Origin of the sequence: Streptomyces sp. NPDC001848, assembly GCF_042891915.1 — a bacterium.
GTDB lineage: Bacteria > Actinomycetota > Actinomycetes > Streptomycetales > Streptomycetaceae > Streptomyces.
Genome location: NZ_JBIATP010000019.1, coordinates 38,533 through 54,044, shown reverse-complemented (window position 1 = coordinate 54,044; position 15,512 = coordinate 38,533). Strand labels below are relative to the sequence as shown.

The 15,512-nt window shown below is 67.1% G+C and carries 14 protein-coding genes and 1 pseudogene; 10 read left to right on the top strand and 5 right to left on the bottom strand.

From position 1 onward, the window contains the following. Positions 1-81 precede the first annotated feature (81 nt). Positions 82-869 (bottom strand): annotated as a pseudogene (locus ACFYZJ_RS32260) (cytochrome P450); the annotation flags it as partial. A 1,019-nt stretch (positions 870-1,888) separates the two neighbouring features. Here ACFYZJ_RS32260 and ACFYZJ_RS32255 point away from each other — a divergent pair. Then, positions 1,889-2,125, top strand: coding sequence for a DUF397 domain-containing protein (locus ACFYZJ_RS32255; protein WP_388573885.1), 237 nt, complete (start codon positions 1,889-1,891; stop codon positions 2,123-2,125). Between the two features lie 84 nt (positions 2,126-2,209). Further along, entirely contained in the window at positions 2,210-3,145 is a 936-nt protein-coding gene (locus ACFYZJ_RS32250; protein ID WP_388573883.1) for a helix-turn-helix domain-containing protein, read from the top strand. Positions 3,146-3,167: 22 nt separating this feature from the next. On the opposite strand, the gene ACFYZJ_RS32245 is transcribed toward ACFYZJ_RS32250, so the two are convergent. The 3 genes from ACFYZJ_RS32245 to ACFYZJ_RS32235 all read right to left on the bottom strand — a co-directional run bounded on the left by ACFYZJ_RS32245 (position 3,168) and on the right by ACFYZJ_RS32235 (position 5,519). Then, positions 3,168-3,983 (bottom strand): SAM-dependent methyltransferase, encoded by an 816-nt coding sequence (locus ACFYZJ_RS32245; protein ID WP_388573881.1) that lies wholly within the window; start codon positions 3,981-3,983, stop codon positions 3,168-3,170. Between the two features lie 252 nt (positions 3,984-4,235). Further along, on the bottom strand, positions 4,236-5,084 hold the full coding sequence (locus ACFYZJ_RS32240; RefSeq protein ID WP_388573880.1) for a hypothetical protein: 849 nt from the start codon (positions 5,082-5,084) through the stop codon (positions 4,236-4,238). Between the two features lie 273 nt (positions 5,085-5,357). Further along, complete coding sequence (locus ACFYZJ_RS32235; RefSeq protein WP_388573878.1) at positions 5,358-5,519, bottom strand: hypothetical protein; 162 nt, start codon at positions 5,517-5,519, stop codon at positions 5,358-5,360. A 1,036-nt stretch (positions 5,520-6,555) separates the two neighbouring features. On the opposite strand from ACFYZJ_RS32235, the gene ACFYZJ_RS32230 reads away from it, so the two are divergent. From ACFYZJ_RS32230 to ACFYZJ_RS32205, 6 genes are all read left to right on the top strand, one after another. Further along, a complete protein-coding gene (locus tag ACFYZJ_RS32230; RefSeq protein WP_388573876.1) occupies positions 6,556-7,452 on the top strand; it encodes a hypothetical protein in 897 nt (298 codons plus the stop codon). A 293-nt stretch (positions 7,453-7,745) separates the two neighbouring features. Then, positions 7,746-8,342 (top strand): helix-turn-helix domain-containing protein, encoded by a 597-nt coding sequence (locus tag ACFYZJ_RS32225; protein ID WP_388573874.1) that lies wholly within the window; start codon positions 7,746-7,748, stop codon positions 8,340-8,342. Positions 8,343-8,365: 23 nt separating this feature from the next. Further along, positions 8,366-10,474 (top strand): hypothetical protein, encoded by a 2,109-nt coding sequence (locus ACFYZJ_RS32220; RefSeq protein WP_388573872.1) that lies wholly within the window; start codon positions 8,366-8,368, stop codon positions 10,472-10,474. After that, positions 10,474-11,196, top strand: coding sequence for a helix-turn-helix domain containing protein (locus tag ACFYZJ_RS32215; RefSeq protein WP_388573870.1), 723 nt, complete (start codon positions 10,474-10,476; stop codon positions 11,194-11,196). The genes ACFYZJ_RS32220 and ACFYZJ_RS32215 overlap by 1 nt, the downstream gene beginning before the upstream one ends. Positions 11,197-11,560: 364 nt before the next feature. After that, positions 11,561-12,529: a serine protease gene (locus ACFYZJ_RS32210; protein WP_388573868.1), complete on the top strand. Its 969-nt coding sequence runs from the start codon at positions 11,561-11,563 to the stop codon at positions 12,527-12,529. 132 nt (positions 12,530-12,661) lie between these two features. After that, entirely contained in the window at positions 12,662-13,072 is a 411-nt protein-coding gene (locus ACFYZJ_RS32205; protein ID WP_330235270.1) for a VOC family protein, read from the top strand. An 18-nt stretch (positions 13,073-13,090) separates the two neighbouring features. On the opposite strand, the gene ACFYZJ_RS32200 is transcribed toward ACFYZJ_RS32205, so the two are convergent. Further along, positions 13,091-13,966, bottom strand: a complete 876-nt coding sequence (locus ACFYZJ_RS32200; RefSeq protein ID WP_388573865.1) for an IS5 family transposase — start codon at positions 13,964-13,966, stop codon at positions 13,091-13,093. 128 nt (positions 13,967-14,094) lie between these two features. Between ACFYZJ_RS32200 and ACFYZJ_RS32195 the strand changes: the two genes are divergently transcribed. Further along, a complete protein-coding gene (locus ACFYZJ_RS32195) occupies positions 14,095-14,976 on the top strand; it encodes a caspase domain-containing protein (RefSeq protein WP_388573864.1) in 882 nt (293 codons plus the stop codon). Positions 14,977-14,996: 20 nt separating this feature from the next. Further along, the gene (locus ACFYZJ_RS32190) at positions 14,997-15,356 is read left to right on the top strand and encodes a hypothetical protein (protein WP_388573862.1); all 360 of its coding nucleotides are present in this window, start codon (positions 14,997-14,999) and stop codon (positions 15,354-15,356) included. Positions 15,357-15,512: the final 156 nt, after the last annotated feature.

Below are 15,512 nucleotides of genomic sequence, written 5' to 3'. Positions count from 1 at the left end.
TGATCGTGCACGCGGAGACGTTGCCGGAGCTGGATGGGTTCCACGTCGACACTCAGGTGAGGACGACCTCGACGGGCAGCTGATGCCGTTGACGAAGTTGGAGCGGACCCGCGGTACGTCGCCGGCCAGCTTGATGTCGGCGATCCGCGGGATGAGCTCCTCGAACATGATGCGGATCTCGGTGCGGGCGAGGAGGTCGCCCAGGCACAGGTGGGGACTGCCCTTGCCGAAAGTGACGTGGTCGTTGTTCGTGCGGGTGACGTCGAAGGCGTAGGGGTTGCCGAAGACCTCCTCGTCGCGGTTGCCGGAGGCGAACCACATGACGACCTTGTCGCCCTCCTTGATGTGTTTACCGCCGAGTTCGACGTCGCGGGTGGCGGTGCGGCGGAAGTGGTACACCGGGGAGGCCCAGCGCAGGAACTCCTCGACCGCCCCCGGGATCAAGGAGGGGTCGTCCTTGAGCCTGGCGAGCTGCTCGGGGTGCTGGAGGAGGGCCAGCATGGAGTGGGAAATGGTGTGACGGGTGGTCTCGTTGCCGGCGACGACCAGGAGCAGGTCTCGCTCGGAGAGCGGGACGCCGTCGCGCGGCGTGGTGTTGACCAGCTGGAGACCAAGTCCGTGCCATTGCCGCCCCGCCGTTGCCGGGCCAGCTCGCGCCCGTACTCGAAGACCTCGATCGAGACGGGGAAGCGGAAGGGCAGGTCGCGGTACTTTTCACTCTCCTCGCTGTGCAGGAGCACGTCGGCGTAGTCGGGATCGGTGTTGCCGATGATGCGGTTGCCCCAGTCGATGAGCTGCTGGTTGTCCTCCGGCGGCACGTCGAGGAGGCGGGCGAGAACGTTGATGGGGAAGTCGGCGGAGACGGAGGCCGCGTGTTCCCCGTTCCCATCCGAGCGCTGGCAGCTCTACAGCGCGCACTCATCATTGCTCTGCTCGTTCCGGTCCTGTTGCTCATCACCCTCGCGGCCGTGCCGACCCTCGTCTTGATGCCATTCTTCCCCGGTGGCACGGAACGCATGATCACGCTGCTGCGCACTAATATCGCCTACACGCGTGGGCTGCTGAGCGGTAGCTGCTCTGCATCCGACGGCGTTCACCGGAGGTAGCTGTCGCCGTGCTGAATCTGAGGACAATGTTTCCGCTGGCGGCCAATGGGGCTGGGTGATTCCGGTGGCTGCGTTGGAGTAGTGGCCTGTCGGGTTGTTGCCTCCTCGCGGGTCGCGAATGCCGGCGGTCGTTGACTGCTGGAACGGTACGCGTTCGCCACTCGTCGTCGGTCGACGGGCTGCGCAAGGAGCCGACCGTATCCGTGCTGGCCGTGGCCGAGCAGGAACGGCAGGAGGGTGATCACTCGCAGGCGGGTCTTGGGACAGCGACAGCGCCGCCGACGCGGCGGCCCCCGGATCCGCGGGTACGGCCACGCCGTCGGCGTCCCGGGATGTGGTCCGTGGCTCTGCCGGCAGGGGAGTTGCTTCCCGCCGCCCCTCCAGCGCGGGTGCCTCGGTTCCCTGTCTGCCATGGCCCGGTTGTCGGGCCGCAACGTCTGCGGGGATGAACAGAGGCGCATACCCTGCAACGGTCGGGCGTCCCCGCCGGGCGCCCCCCCAGCTTTTGAACTTCGGCCAAAGCTGCATTGAGCGCTTCCTCCAACTCGGCATGCTCCCGCCCCGGTTGGTGCTGCTCACGAGTCGCAGAGCCGTGTGTCGGGTGCCCACTTTTGGGGGACACCGCGGCACAGGCTCGAGCGGCTACGATCCTCGCAACCCACCCCCGTGCAATTGCATATGGGATTGCATTCCCCGTGTGAGCAGTGCAGTGGTCCGTGTGCGGGCGCCCAGAGGGGCTCGCTCGGTGGGACTTCGTCGAGTGAACAGAGAAGGTGGCACCATTGCAGTACCCGAACGGAGTTCCGGCCGCCGAGATCAACGGGGCAGTGTGGGTGAAGAGCACCCACAGCAACGCCACAGGCGGCAACTGCGTCGAAGTGACGGCTTTGCCCGGTGGAGGCGTCGCGGTGCGTAATTCCCGTGATCCGCAGGGTCCGGCGCTGGTGTACTCCCGCGCCGAGATGACGGCCTTCCTGGCGGGCGCCAAAGACGGCGAGTTCGACCATCTGAGCGCCTGACCAAGCTGACGGCAACCGTCGGACATGCAGAGTGCGAGTCTGCAAAACTGGCGCGGTTCAAGGCCGTTCTGCAGGGGAGCTTGCATGTCCGACGGTTCCGCGGTGCGTGAGGACGCCGTTGCGCCTGTCATTGCCGACAACGGGCAACACGCCAGGCCGGAAGCGGCGGCGCGCCTGCTGGGCGAGGCCTTGCGGCAGGCCCGCAAGGAGCGCCGTTTGGCGCTGCGGGATGTGGCTCCGGTCATTCGTGGTTCGGTATCCAAGCTGAGCCGTCTGGAACGGGGCGAGAGTCCCCCCAAGGAGCGCGACGTGCGTGACTTGGTGGCGTTTTACCGGATGACCGGCGAACAGGCCCATGAGATCGAGAGCCTTCTGCGGCAGGCCAGGGACAGCGCCTGGTGGCAGCAGTACAGCGATGTCACACCGAACTGGCTCAAGCGCCTGATTGGTCTCGAATCGGCTGCCACTCAGATCTACTGCTACGAAAACCATGTGGTGCCGGGGTTGCTGCAGACTGCCGACTACACCCGCTCACTGGTTACCAACGGGCTTCCGGGCGCAAGCCGCGAGGAAGTCGAGCGCCGGGTGCGGCTGCGCCTGGACCGCCAGCGCATCCTGCGTAGCGTGCAACGGCCCGGCCTCGTTGCGATGCTGGATGAGGGGATCCTGCAACGGCCTGTCGGGGGGCCAGCGGTGATGTGGCGGCAGTTGGACCATCTCCTGCAGCTTTCACGCCAGGACGGCGTCAATATTCGCATCGTGCCGTTCGAGCGGAGCGCCAGCGTTGCTCCCAGTTACCCGATCACTCATCTGGTCTTCGGTGACGGTGGCCCCTCCGAACTCATCTACGTGGAGCTCATCGACAGTGCCATGTATCTCAGCCGTACTGCGGAGCTTGAGCAGTACCGGAATGTACTGCTCAACCTTCTGGACGCCTCCGCGCGGATGAAAGAGAGCGAAAGCATGCTGGAGGAAGCCCGGGCCCGCTATGCGGCGCGGGCGGGATATGCCGACCGGTAGGGCCCGTATGGACCGCCGGCGGTCACAAGCGGGCCACGCCCCCCCACTCCACCCACTCGTCTGTCTTGGCCCGGGGCACGACCTCGCTGTCCGGCCGCCAGTCGGTGACGTCCACCAATCCTGGCTCCAGAAGCTGCATGCCGTCGAAGAAGCTCCGCACCTCGTGTTCCTCGCGTACTCTGCCCCAGTGGTCGTCGGTGGCCACACGCATCAGCTCTGTCACTCGCTCGCGCACGTCGGCGCGACGGCTGACGAGTTGGCAGACCACCAGGAAACTGCCGGACGGAAGTCGCTGCGCCACCTGTCGCACCAGTTCGCCGGGGCGGTCACGGTCGGGCAGACAGTGCAGCACGGATACGAACAGGGCCGCGACAGGCTGTGTGAAATCGATCAGGTGCCGTACTTCAGGGTGCGAAAAGATCCTGTCCGTGTCCCGCATGTCGGCGTTGAGGACGAGGGTGTTGTCGTTCTCTTCCAGAACGGCCCGCCCGTGGGCCAGCACGCTGGGGTCGTTGTCGACGTAGACCACCCGGGACCGCTTGTCGACCCGCTGGGCGATCTGGTGCACATTGTCCTGCGTTGGGAGCCCTGAGCCGTGGTCGATGAACTGACGGACACCGTATTCCTGAGCCAGGACCCGTACCACCCTGCGGAGGAAGCTGCGATTGTTTTGGGCAAGCGCCCTGGAGTTAGGGGCGATCTGCAGGAGCTTCTCGCATTCCCTGCGGTCCGCGGCGTAGTTTTCGACGCCGCCCAGCAGCCAGTCGTACATCCGCGCCACACTTGGCTTGCTCACGTCAATACCGGATGTCGCGGCATTTCTCACCCCGTACGTCATTGATCCCCCAGACCGTCCGTCGCTGCGAAAGGCCCATGCTAGGGCGGTCCATGGCGGCTTCCAAGCCACGAACGAGGGAAGCTGAGGGGAGTGAAAATGCGTCCGCCGGGAGAGAGAAAAATGCGCCCCGCGCAGTGCAGGGCGCGCCAGCCTTCGCTTGCTGGTAGGCCCGGGGGAGCGGGAATCTGCCGCGACCGGCACCCCAGCTGCCGCTACGGAGGATCGGGCGGCTTCACCCGCGCCGATGCAGGGTCAGGGGGTGTGCGGTGTCGGGACGTGGCAGCCGGCGCAGCCCAACTGCCGCGGCATCTGGGGGCCGTCCAGGGAAATGGCGGCCTGGAGTACCGCCTGCCACAGCGGTTCAATGTCTTCGCTTTGCCCGCCCAGTGCCCGCACCAGCCGGGCGGTGGCCGGCCAGGGAGGAGCATGATGCCCAGCCAGCACCTGCCCGATACAGGCAGAAGGCAGAAGTGCCTGCCTGCTGAGGCTGTCGAGCGCGGGGGAACCGGCGGCCAGATGCAAGCCGCGCAGCGCGGCCGCCAAATATCCCGCCATGCCTTGTGACGGCAACCGAGGGGAGTGCACGCTCCCGCGGGCGCTCTCCCACAGCACGCGCAAGTCCTCGGCCGCACCAGCGAACACGGTCGCCAGCGTGTACACCTCCGGCCACGCCGGCACACAGCGGCCGTCTAGGACCTGCAGCAGATAGGGCACCTCCAGGCCGGCTTGCTCAGCCGCCTCGTCCACCGACACCCCGGAGCTCAGCTGCAGGTATGCCAGCGCATCCGCCAGGCGCTGGATGGCGCCGCGGCGGTCCGTCTGCCGCTGCCGTGGCGGAAACAGTGCGCGCAGCGTAGGCGTGTCCCACCGGGCACTGGCCTGCGGCGCCGTCATGCCGGCTGCGGCCGCAATCTCCTCCCAGCTGGCTCCCGCCTGCTGCGACTCATACACCGCTGCCGCTGCACACCGCTCGGCCTGCCGCAGGACGCTGTCGAGCAGATCCAGCGTGGCGTGCAGCGGCAACCGCAGCCGCTGCACCGCGACCAGTCGCCCCGCCACAGCCGCCAGATCGCGCGCCGTCCGCAGACTGCTGGGCACCACGACCGGCCGCCCCCGCAGGGCATCCCGTTCCCGCTGAGCCTTCCGGCGGCACACGTCATCGCAGTACTCCCGCCGCCGTCCGCGCCCTTCTCCCGGACGCAGGGGCTGTTCGCAAAATCCGCACTTTCTGCGCTGTGACGGCGTACGCACTGCGCTCCTGTCCCTTCGCACGATCGATCTCGGTGAGACCCCATCGGCAGACTGCATCAACGAGCAGTCCGCCCGAGGGAGCAGCCGCCGGAGCACCCTCCTCCGGCGGCATGCCAAGCGGCGCTACAGGACCTGGACGTGCACGTAATGCACCGAGGACTGGCCTGCCAAGTGGACAGCCGGCAGCAGCAGCCACGGAGTGGCGCCCGGTGCCCCCAGAACCCACAGCGTGATGATCAGCACGATGACCAGGCTCAGCTGCAGACGGATGTCGAGTGCACGCACGCTGCCGGTTTGTGGAATGAGAAGGCGCGGAATGGTATTTTCGCGAGACGCCGGGGGCATGCACAGCAGCCCCCGGAGGAGTCGGGCAGTCATATGGTTAGCAGCCTTTCTGAGTGATTGTCCGCAACAGGGCCCCGGTAGTGTCGCCACACTGCCGGGGCCCGCCCTCGTTGAGAGCGCACGGCTGTTTGCTGGGGAGGAAGCTACCCCCTCATCCTTCCCTGCGTCACGTTAACTTAGCAATTCGGCGCCGTGTTGCCGCGCAAAACCGAGGGGTCAACGCGTACTCCCATCAGGGGAGTCCCCGTTTCTGACGAAAATCACTCCAGACAAAGCCTCAAGCATTCAAGAAGCGATCATATTCGATCTTCCGTATTCACTTTTGGACGGAAACCGGGTGCAGTTGGCCGCGAGGTCGACTGCCTGATCCGTTGCGGCCATCACGCGATGTCCAATTCCTTCACTCTTGCGGGAAACGACGCCTGGAACGGAGGGCATCATTCCGGTCGCCTGCACGTGCACATGCAAAAAATGGAGGCTCCGTGACACGAAACCGCCACCCACACCCCAGCTCGTTGCCCGAGGTAACCCACTGCTCCCCGCAGGGGACGCCGACACTCCACATGCCGGTTCCGCAGCCACGCAAAAGAGCGGGCAACGGCTCACCACCCGACACGTTTTCGTCCGATCCTGCTCGCTGGGTGGGCGGCGACCGCCACAATGAGACAGCGCTGCGAGGGAAAGACAACACCAGCTCCGCTACGCAGGCGAACGAATGTTCTGCCCTCCATGCGCACCGCAGCACGAGCCGGGGGAGTGCATGGCACCACGCAGCATCACAGAAGCCGAAGCAATCCGGGCCTTCTTGGAGCGGGGCGCACACCCCCTCGAGCCCTTCCCCGGCACCCAACGCCCGTGGCGATCACAGTGCCTGCACTGCGGACAGATCAACTCGCCCCGCTACAACGATGTCGTCAACAAGGGCAGCGGACCATGCCGAGGGGCCTGCCGCTCACAGAAGATCGCCAGCAAGCTCATGCACGACAGCACCAAAGCCGCCGCCGCCATGGAAAGCCGGGACTGGCTGCCTCTCGAGCCCTACCCCGGAGCCGCCAAGCCCTGGCGCTGCCGATGCGCGCACTGCGCAGCCATCAAAATCAAGCGACTCTCCCACGTCCGCAAGGGTCGCGCGCGCTGCACCGACTGCGCAGGCAACACCATCAGTGCCGCCACCGCAGCAGCCATCATGACCGCAGCCGACCTCGAACCTCTCACCGACTACCCCGGCCAGCAGCTCCGCCCCTGGATTGCCAAGTGCCTGCGCTGCGGACATCTCGGCACACCCACCCTCGCCTCCGTCCGCATCCGCGGCCACCAATGCTGGGCCTGCCGCGCCGCACCCTTCCCGGCGCGCCAACCCCTGGACGAGAAACAAGCCGTCGCCTGCATGCTGGCCCACGGGCTCCAGCCGCTCGACCCCTACCCAGGCCACACCAACGCACCCTGGAAATCCCGCTGCATCACCTGCGACAACCATTCGACACCAGTCCCCGGTGCCCTCCCGGGGCACCACGGAGCCTGCCCCGTCTGCGCCCGGCAGGGCATCAACCCCAGCGAACCCGGATACCTCTACCTCGTCGTCCACGACAGCCTCCGCGCCCTCGGATGGGGAGTAGCCAATTCCGGCCGACGACACCCCCACCCCGCCTCCTGGCCCTGGCGCCCCCTGGCTCGCTGGCACTTCGCCGCCGCCCAGGACGCCTGGGCCTTCGGACGCCACCTCAAGCAACGGATCCGCAGCAACGGCTGCCCCCCGGTCCCGCACGCCGAGCCGGAAACCGGACCAGCACGCGCACAGACCGCCTCTCTCGACGACTTCTCCTATGAGCAGGCCGTCCGGATCATGGAGGAGGTAGCCGGTCCTGCCTCCTGACGGAGCCAGGACGGTCGCACCTGTCCGCCCTTCGGCCGAATCCTGCCTCGCCGAGGGACCGATACCAGGCAAGTCGGCTTCGACGCCCCCGGCTGAACGGCCGGAAGGCGATTGCTGACGCGCAGGCTCTGCACAGCCCTGGGTGCTACCGAGCGGTGCCGTCTCAGAAGACCCCGGCGCCGATACCTGAATGCCCAGGCAGGGGCCGAGCAGTGTCCTTTGACGGGCAGCCAGCACGCCCCTAAGATCATGCCTAATCCAATATCTGATTCGGCATGCATTGGACGGGGTTGATGCTACTCACGACCGGTCAGGCGGCCGAAGAGCTGGGCTGCGCCGTCACCACCTTCCGCCGTCTCATGCACGCCGGGCTGCTGCCGGACCTGTCCAGGCGCGGAGTACGCGTTATGGTCCCCCTCCACGTCGTCCAAGCACTCAGCACACGGCCACCGACACCACTGGACCGGCTGAACGCCCACGAGGTCGCCGTCCTGCGCATTGATACGGCCCAGCGGACCGACGAGCCGGACCGTGACTGGATTGGCTTTTCCACCTCCCTCACCCCCGGGGACCTCCTCAAAGCTCTGCGCGGCTGGTGGCGCTGCGACCCGGAGAGTGTTGCGTCCGGGGGAGTACTGCCGGTGACGTTGTCGGGCTACGTCGTGGCCGTCCTGACCGGTCTGGAGAAGTGGGAAAAGAACTCCGCGGGCCGTCACGCCTTCCCAAGCGCCCGTCTGGCCGGCTACGTCACCGACCTGGCCACCCCACACGTGGCCATCACCTCCTCCATCGACAGCGACCGCCGACTTGCCGAACTCCTCCTGGGCACACGGCTCGCCTCCCACTCCGGCGGGCCGATCGCCTACGTCCCCACACACACCGCTGGCTGAGCCAGTCCGGACAAGGAACCCCGATGGACGCACAGAGCTACAACTCCGCGCTCGCCGATCTGCGGGCCGTGCGGGACGAGATCAAGAAAGTCCGGACAGCGCTGGCGAGGCTGGAAGCCGACCGCGACAGGCGGATCACCCAGCTGGCCTCTTACAAGAAAGCCAAGGCAGAGCGCATCGCCCCAGCGGCCGGCCTGGGTGTGGCCGACGTCGTCGCGTTGGCTCCCGCCCTTGCCCCCGACAGCCTTGCCGCACACGACGACGCGCCACCGCAGCCTCCGGCTCCAGAGCCGTCCACGGCCCAGGACACTGGCAAGACCAATCCACAGACGCCGCAGCCGGCAGCGATCGCTCCCGCGATGAGCACGGCTGCCCCGCCCTCTGCCGCGCTACCGGCGTCAGCCGAGGCCATGGCCCCCGTCGCACCCGCTGCACCCCGGGAACCGCGCAGCCTGCCCTCCCTTCCCCAAGGAGCCGTCGGCGATGCCTGGTTCACCCACACGCCCGGCCTGGCCTCCACCCGGCCGAATTTCACCCAGCAGGCCCGCATCACCGTCTTCCTAGACGCCACGACCGGCGTGCTGGTCCACCGCAACCAGACCCACCGTCTCGATCTCGGCGCCGCCACTGCAGCCGACATCCTCACCGCCGTCTTCCGCACGATCCCCGATGATGTGGAGCGGATTTACATCACGGCAGGTGACCCTTGGCACCGCGACGCCGACCGCTACCCCTACCTGCGCGACGCCGTCGCCGCCTGGCTGAACGCCCCGATCCAGGGATGGCGCACCGACACCGGCCGCGGCCGCGACCGCATGGCAGGGCACTTCGTCCACGCCCGCAACCCCGTCGGCCGCTACCAGCGCGAGACCGGCGACAGCCACGTCGAGATCCGCTCCGTGGGGGAGTGGTTCGACGTCGACGGCGACGACCCCGCCACCGTCCGGGACGCCTTTGTCCTGCTGTGGCAGGCCCTGCGCCGCCACTGGCCCGACGCAGTCATCATGGGCTCTCCCTCGCAGACCGGCCGTGACCTGTGGACTCGCACCATCCCTACCCGCGGCCAGCACTCCGACGGCTTCCCCGTCCTGTCGGAAGAACTACGCGGCCTGCTCCACGCCACCGCAGGACAAGGCCGCAACGAACTGATCACCCCACCCCGCGTCCCCGAGCAGCTGTCCCAGCTCATCGAATACGACCGCACCTTCGCCTACGCCAAGCACACCTGGAAATCCCCCGTCGGCACCCCCCGCCGCATCACCGCCGCCACCTTCGCCTCCTGGTCCGAGAAAGAGCAGATCCGTGCCCTGTACGGGTGCGGGCACTGGCAGGTGCGGGTCACCGTCCCCGATACCTGGAATCACGTCGGCCTCCTCCCGGCTCCTGCCCCCGGCGACCGCGCCTGGCACTACCCGGCCGCGCCCGGCACCACCTTCACCACCTGGGCTGGCGGCCCCGAAATCCACACCGCCCTGACCAACCCCATCCAGCCGTGGAAGATCGAAATCCTCGACGGCATCCTATGGGAGGACGGCAAACCCCTCGACGACTGGGCCAAGAAACTCAAAGAGACCTGGACCAACCTCTCCACCCAAGCCCACTTCCAAGGCGACCCCCAGCAAGCCCGCGCCGCCCACCTCGCCTCCCGCGCCGTACGCTCCATCCTCCTGTACGGCATCGGCTCCTTCGCCCAGCGCCCGCGGATGGTCACCGGCACAACCCCCCGCACTGCCGAACGCGACGTGCCCCCGGACGCCGAAATCATCGGCTTCGACGACCAGCAGATCACCTGGCAGAAGCCCACAGGCTTCAGCCGCGACCCCAACGCCCACCCCGAATGGGCCGCCGCCATCTGGTCCGGCGCCCGCGCCGCCCTGCTCACTCAACGCCACCGCGACGACGACACCTACGCCGGCGCCCTGCACACCCCGCCCGGCAGCGTCATCGCCTTCCGCACCGACGCCCTCTACCTCACCCAGCCCCAGAACTGGCCCTACCACCACCAGCCCGGCGACTACCTCCTCCGCGGCCACCTCACCGGCCCAATGCCCGCCCCCACCACCGAAGAAGAACTCCTCACCCTGCGGAACGCCGGACGCGCCACCCTCACCGCCACCGGCCAGGAGGCCTGATGCCACCCCGCCCCCGCCGCAACCGCCCAAGAGGCCGGCGCGAGCTGAACGAAGCGGCCCGCCTCGCCGACCGCCTCCAACAAGCCGGCTACACCAAACGCGACATCGCCCGCATCCTCAACCGCGACCCCTCTCTCGTCTCGCAGTTCTACACACGGAACAAAGGCGCCGCCTTCGTCACCGCCTTGCGCGAAGTCCTCACCGCCATCGAGGTCGGCGGCATCACCGAACTGCCCGAACTCGCCGCCATCGCCGCCCGCCACACCACCCGACGCACCACCGCCACCGGCGCCCCCGCCCGGGTGCGCACCAAAGCCGTCCTGATCACCCCCACCGGCACTGGCGCCGGCCGCGTCGGCGCACAGGCCATCGCCTCCGGCTCCACCCGCCTGCGCCCCCTGATCGCCGAAGCCGCCCGCCTCGGCCTGCGCCTGGCCTTCACCGTCCGCCTCGCCAAGACCGGCTACCTGCACCCCTCTGGCAGCCGCACCGACTCACCCGGCATTCGCCGCAACGTCATCCAACGCGCCGACCACACAGAAGAACGCTCCTACGGCTCCGGCCCGACCGGCGGCTTTGACGCCGCCGAGTTCGCCCGCCGCGTCGATGCCGCTGCCGGTGACGTCACCGCCGCGGTACGCCAGTGGCTCGTGGAAACCGGACGTATCCGGGCAGACGCGCAGATCATTCATCTCGAAGTACGTACCTGGCGCCCTCGGTGACCCGGCCGAGCGCGCGGCCGCACGGCGGCCGTTGGGACGCCGCTAGCTGGGTGGACGCTCTGAGGTAACCGCTGCAGGCTGTGATCTTCGTTGGGAGCAGCAGCCAGGGTGGGCCGCCGCTCTGGTGGACTGGCTGCGCTTCGTTGCCTGAGCCGTCCTGGTCCTCGAGCGTAGGCCTGAGGCGGCGCCGCGAGGAAACGGTCAGATCATGGAGCAACACGGTTAGGCATAGCCGGTTTGGTCCTATGGCCTGTGCGGGGCCGGCGTTCGGCCTACCGTGTTCCTGGTGATCCGCTGAGCACGGTAGGACGCCCATTGGAGCCTGTCCCGGCTGGCGACTCAGCATGACCAAACCGGGGGAGCAATGCTTGAGCAACCTGGCCTCGACGCCCTGGCGCAGGCCGCCACTGTCGAGATCGGACCTGTGAATCAGCAAGCCTGCTGGGGGACCGGATTCTTCGTCGCGCCAGGAACTGTGCTGACAGCCGCACATGTGGTCGCGCCTCTCTTCAGGCGGGACCCGGAGGGGATCTGCGAGGTGCGCGGTGGCCTATTCAACAACGGGGCGCCGGCCCGGATGCATTTGGAGCAGTGGCTTGTGACTGATCCGGCCGTCGACCGCATTCCCCCCGAAAAGGATCTCGCCCTTCTGCAACTATGGGACGAGCCAGTCGAACATGAATGCGTCTGGTTATCTGACTCCGCGTCCTGGTACGGCCGGTACGTGGCGTGCTATGGCCACCGCGCTTCGCCGGATGCGACCGAACCCTGGCGCTGGCAGGCGCGGCTGGAGGTCAACGTACGCGATGGCCGATACGGCGTAGTGTTCGCCTCATCCGCCCAAGTCCCGAACGGTGTCGCCGGTGGGCCCTTGGTCGACAGCAACACCGGTGCGGTCATCGGCATGCTCAAGGCGCGCAGGGCAAACAACGACGGAGGGCTGGGCGTCCTCATCTCCGCGCTACGCCGGTTCGGATCCACCTACCAGGAACTTATGAGGGCCCACGATGAATGGCACGGAAACCGTCCGCTGAGCGGAAGCGTCCGCAACTGGGTGGATGAGCAACACAATCTCGTCGCAGTCGATGACAGACTCAGCGCTGGCGGCGACGTGTGGACTCCTCGGGACCGCAGGACCGCTCTGCGACTGCTCGCTGCGCTGCCGCAGCCATCCGACGCCATCACAGTGGCAAGCCTGGCACGCAAAGCGGCGCAAGGCTGGGAATGGGCTGGTGTCACTCCGGAGCTTCTGTGCTGGCGCGATGGCCATGGACTGCTGTACGAGGGTGCCACCCCTAGGCCGTGTATCGAAAAGGCTGGTCAGGACCATTGAGTCCTCGGCAACCAGGACTAGGACCAGCGCCCGATGGCACGCAGTCACTTAATCTCTAAGCTCACTGCTGTCCAAGCCCACGGACACAGCCACTGGTTCATGCTGGGCCTGCCCCTATCACGAGGTAGAACGATGTCGGCCGACGCCGCAGCTCACATCCGCATAGCCCGACCCTCACACGACCTCCGAGCGGCTGAACGCTTCTGGGTTTCAGGTCTCGGCCTCGACGTCCTGTATCAGCATGCGGCGGACGGCACCCCGGGCCGGAGCTCGCTCCTGATGGTCGGCTGGCCCGGGGCCGGCTGGCATCTGGAACTCGTTCACGATCCTGCTGCTCCTTTCGAACCGCGGCCAACCGTTGAAGACCTGCTGGTCATCTACCTCGGCGAACCAGTGCCCGACTCTCTCGTGGAGCAGCTCGAGCGGCACGGCGGGAAGCGAGTGCCCGCCCATAATCCGTACTGGGACACCTGGGGCATGACTTTTCAGGACCCCGACGGCTATCTGCTGGTGCTGTCCACTCGCGACTGGTCCAACTCGTAGACCTCACAAACATGCATGTCAAAGCCACTCGTTGATGGCAGCGACCAGCACGGTCGCCTCGAAGCGGACCGCGAGCTTGTCGTATCGTGTGGCGACGGCTCGGTGTCTCTTGAGCCGATTGATCCCGCACTCGACCGCATGGCGCTCGCGGTAGTCGGCCGGGTCGAAGCGCGGCGGCCGACCGCCGCGGGAGCCGAGCTTTCGGCGGTTGCGTGCCTGGTCAGCCTTCTCCGGGATGGTGCAGCGGATCCCGCGGCGGCGCAGATAGGCGCGGTTCCTGCGGGAGGCGTACGCTTTGTCGGCCCGCACGCGGTCGGGACGGACACGCGGCCGGCCCGCCCCGATGCGGGGCACACGGACCTTTGCCAGCACGGGTTCGAACTGCGGCGAGTCCCCGCGCTGTCCTGCCGTCACCACGATCGCCATGGGCTTTTGACCCTGCTCGACGGCGAGATGCAGCTTGGTGGTGAAGCCGCCTCGCGACCGTCCCAGCCCGTGATCACGAGGCTCGATGAACACGCCGCCTGGTGGCTCCTTCTGCAGGTCGCCCTGCTTGCGGGCCCCGGCCGCATGCTGGTGGGCGCGGCAGACCGTGGAGTCGACGTTCAGGTCCCACGTGATCGCACCCCTCGCATCGGCCAGGGATTGGAGCTGGGTGAGGATCCGGTGCCAGGTGCCGTTCCGCTGCCATCGGCGGAACAGGTCGTAGACCCGGCCCCACGGCCCGTACTCGGCAGGTACATCCCGCCACGGAACACCGGTACGTACCCGGAACCGTATGCCGTCGACCAACCGCCGCCGGGGCCACACCGGCGGCCGCCCCACCCTGGCGCCCTCCGGCAACAACGGCTCCAGCACCGCCCACTGCTCGTCCGTGAGATCTCCCCGACCCATGAACTGAGATCATTCACAGCCCAAGATCCACTTTCGGCACACGGCCTAGACGCGCAGCGACCTTCCTTCAGTACCTGCACCTGGTTGCCGACCACGTAAGGAGCAACGGGGGCGACGTCGAGGAACTCATGGAGTGGATCGACGACCGTCGGCAAACTCTGGGCCTTGGCAGGAGAGCCCGGCGGAACACCGGCAGCAGCAGTGCACCGTCTTCCGGGGCGCGGATCGCTCCGCCGCCACATGCCACCACAAGCGAACCGATCGCACCCCTTGAATGCTGGACGACAGGCGGCGCCGTTTTGGTCGGAGTAGGCAACTACGAATACCTGCCGAACGTACCAGCGATCCACAACAATCTCAGCGACCTGCGACAGCTCCTGGTGTCGGCGGAGTTCGGCATCCCGGAAGACAACTGCCGCGTCCTGACGGACCCACACGACCCCAAACGCGTCCATGCCGCGATCGAGGAGGTCGTGGAGACGGTAGATCCTGTGTCCGGTGCGTTCCTCTTCTACTACGCGGGACACGGTAGATCCCACCCGTCTCACGGACGGCTACTGCTGTCGATGGCGGACACACAAGAGCACCAGACCTATTCCTACTGGAGCTTCGATAACCTCCGGGACCAGATCGCCGAGTCCGGGCTGTCGACCCGGCTGGTCATCCTCGACAGCTGCTACAGCGGCTCCGCCCTGGACCTCCTGGCCGGGCTGACCGACTCCTCAGCGGCCATCCGAGGCACGTACGTCATGACCTCTTCCGGGGCCACCGAGCCATCCACAGCGCCCCTAGGCGCCCGAAACACCGACTTCACAGGCCAGATACTGGCGACACTGATATCCGGGATTCCAGGCGCCGGCCTCGTGATCGATGCCGACGCCCTCTTCGAAACCGTGAGGTCCCACTGCCTGGCCCACGGGCTTCCCGTCCCGACCCGGCAGATCCGCAACGACGGATCACGCATTCCCCTGATGCCTAACAGAGCCCACAAAACTCCCTTGCTGGTATAAGCATGATCGCGGAAGGAACCATGGCAAACACAATTCTCTTGACGGACGGCAGCGGCGGCAAAGCACCCGACGCGCTACGGACCTTCCTCCTGCGCGACCCTGACTTCGCCACAGCAGGCAGAGTGAAGTGGCAGCCGGCACGGCCGGCCAAGCCCGGCGAACTCGGTACTGGCCTGGACATCCTGACTCTGGTGGTCACCGCAGTACTGGCACTGCCCTCCGCCATCGAGACAGTCCGTAGGTGGTGCGCGTCGCCAGGGCAACATGACGTGACTGTGGCGATGAGCGTCGGCGATGTGACGGTCACGGTCACTGCTGGCACCAGCCCCGACGAGATAGCCGCGATGGCTGCGGCCCTCACCGTGTCGACGACGGCTTAATTCCCCACTTTCCGGCTGATGCTGTCGGCGTAATTCCCCACCCTGATGACCACGATTCCCCAGGGGGACGTCCGTCACAGATGGGGATGCCGGTCGCGGTCTCGGCCTGAAGATCTTTCCCCGTGTCGGGTGGTTTGTTCGACCGATAGATCCTTC

Excerpts from the sequence above, each read along its gene's own strand:
- ACFYZJ_RS32250 (WP_388573883.1), top strand. The coding sequence starts at position 2,210 with ATGTCCGACGGTTCCGCGGTGCGTGAGGACGCCGTTGCGCCTGTCATT.
- ACFYZJ_RS32245 (WP_388573881.1), bottom strand. The coding sequence starts at position 3,983 with ATGACGTACGGGGTGAGAAATGCCGCGACATCCGGTATTGACGTGAGC.
- ACFYZJ_RS32230 (WP_388573876.1), top strand. The coding sequence starts at position 6,556 with ATGCACGACAGCACCAAAGCCGCCGCCGCCATGGAAAGCCGGGACTGG.
- ACFYZJ_RS32225 (WP_388573874.1), top strand. The coding sequence starts at position 7,746 with ATGCTACTCACGACCGGTCAGGCGGCCGAAGAGCTGGGCTGCGCCGTC.
- ACFYZJ_RS32220 (WP_388573872.1), top strand. The coding sequence starts at position 8,366 with ATGGACGCACAGAGCTACAACTCCGCGCTCGCCGATCTGCGGGCCGTG.
- ACFYZJ_RS32215 (WP_388573870.1), top strand. The coding sequence starts at position 10,474 with ATGCCACCCCGCCCCCGCCGCAACCGCCCAAGAGGCCGGCGCGAGCTG.
- ACFYZJ_RS32210 (WP_388573868.1), top strand. The coding sequence starts at position 11,561 with ATGCTTGAGCAACCTGGCCTCGACGCCCTGGCGCAGGCCGCCACTGTC.
- ACFYZJ_RS32205 (WP_330235270.1), top strand. The coding sequence starts at position 12,662 with ATGTCGGCCGACGCCGCAGCTCACATCCGCATAGCCCGACCCTCACAC.
- ACFYZJ_RS32200 (WP_388573865.1), bottom strand. The coding sequence starts at position 13,966 with ATGGGTCGGGGAGATCTCACGGACGAGCAGTGGGCGGTGCTGGAGCCG.
- ACFYZJ_RS32195 (WP_388573864.1), top strand. The coding sequence starts at position 14,095 with ATGGAGTGGATCGACGACCGTCGGCAAACTCTGGGCCTTGGCAGGAGA.
- ACFYZJ_RS32190 (WP_388573862.1), top strand. The coding sequence starts at position 14,997 with ATGGCAAACACAATTCTCTTGACGGACGGCAGCGGCGGCAAAGCACCC.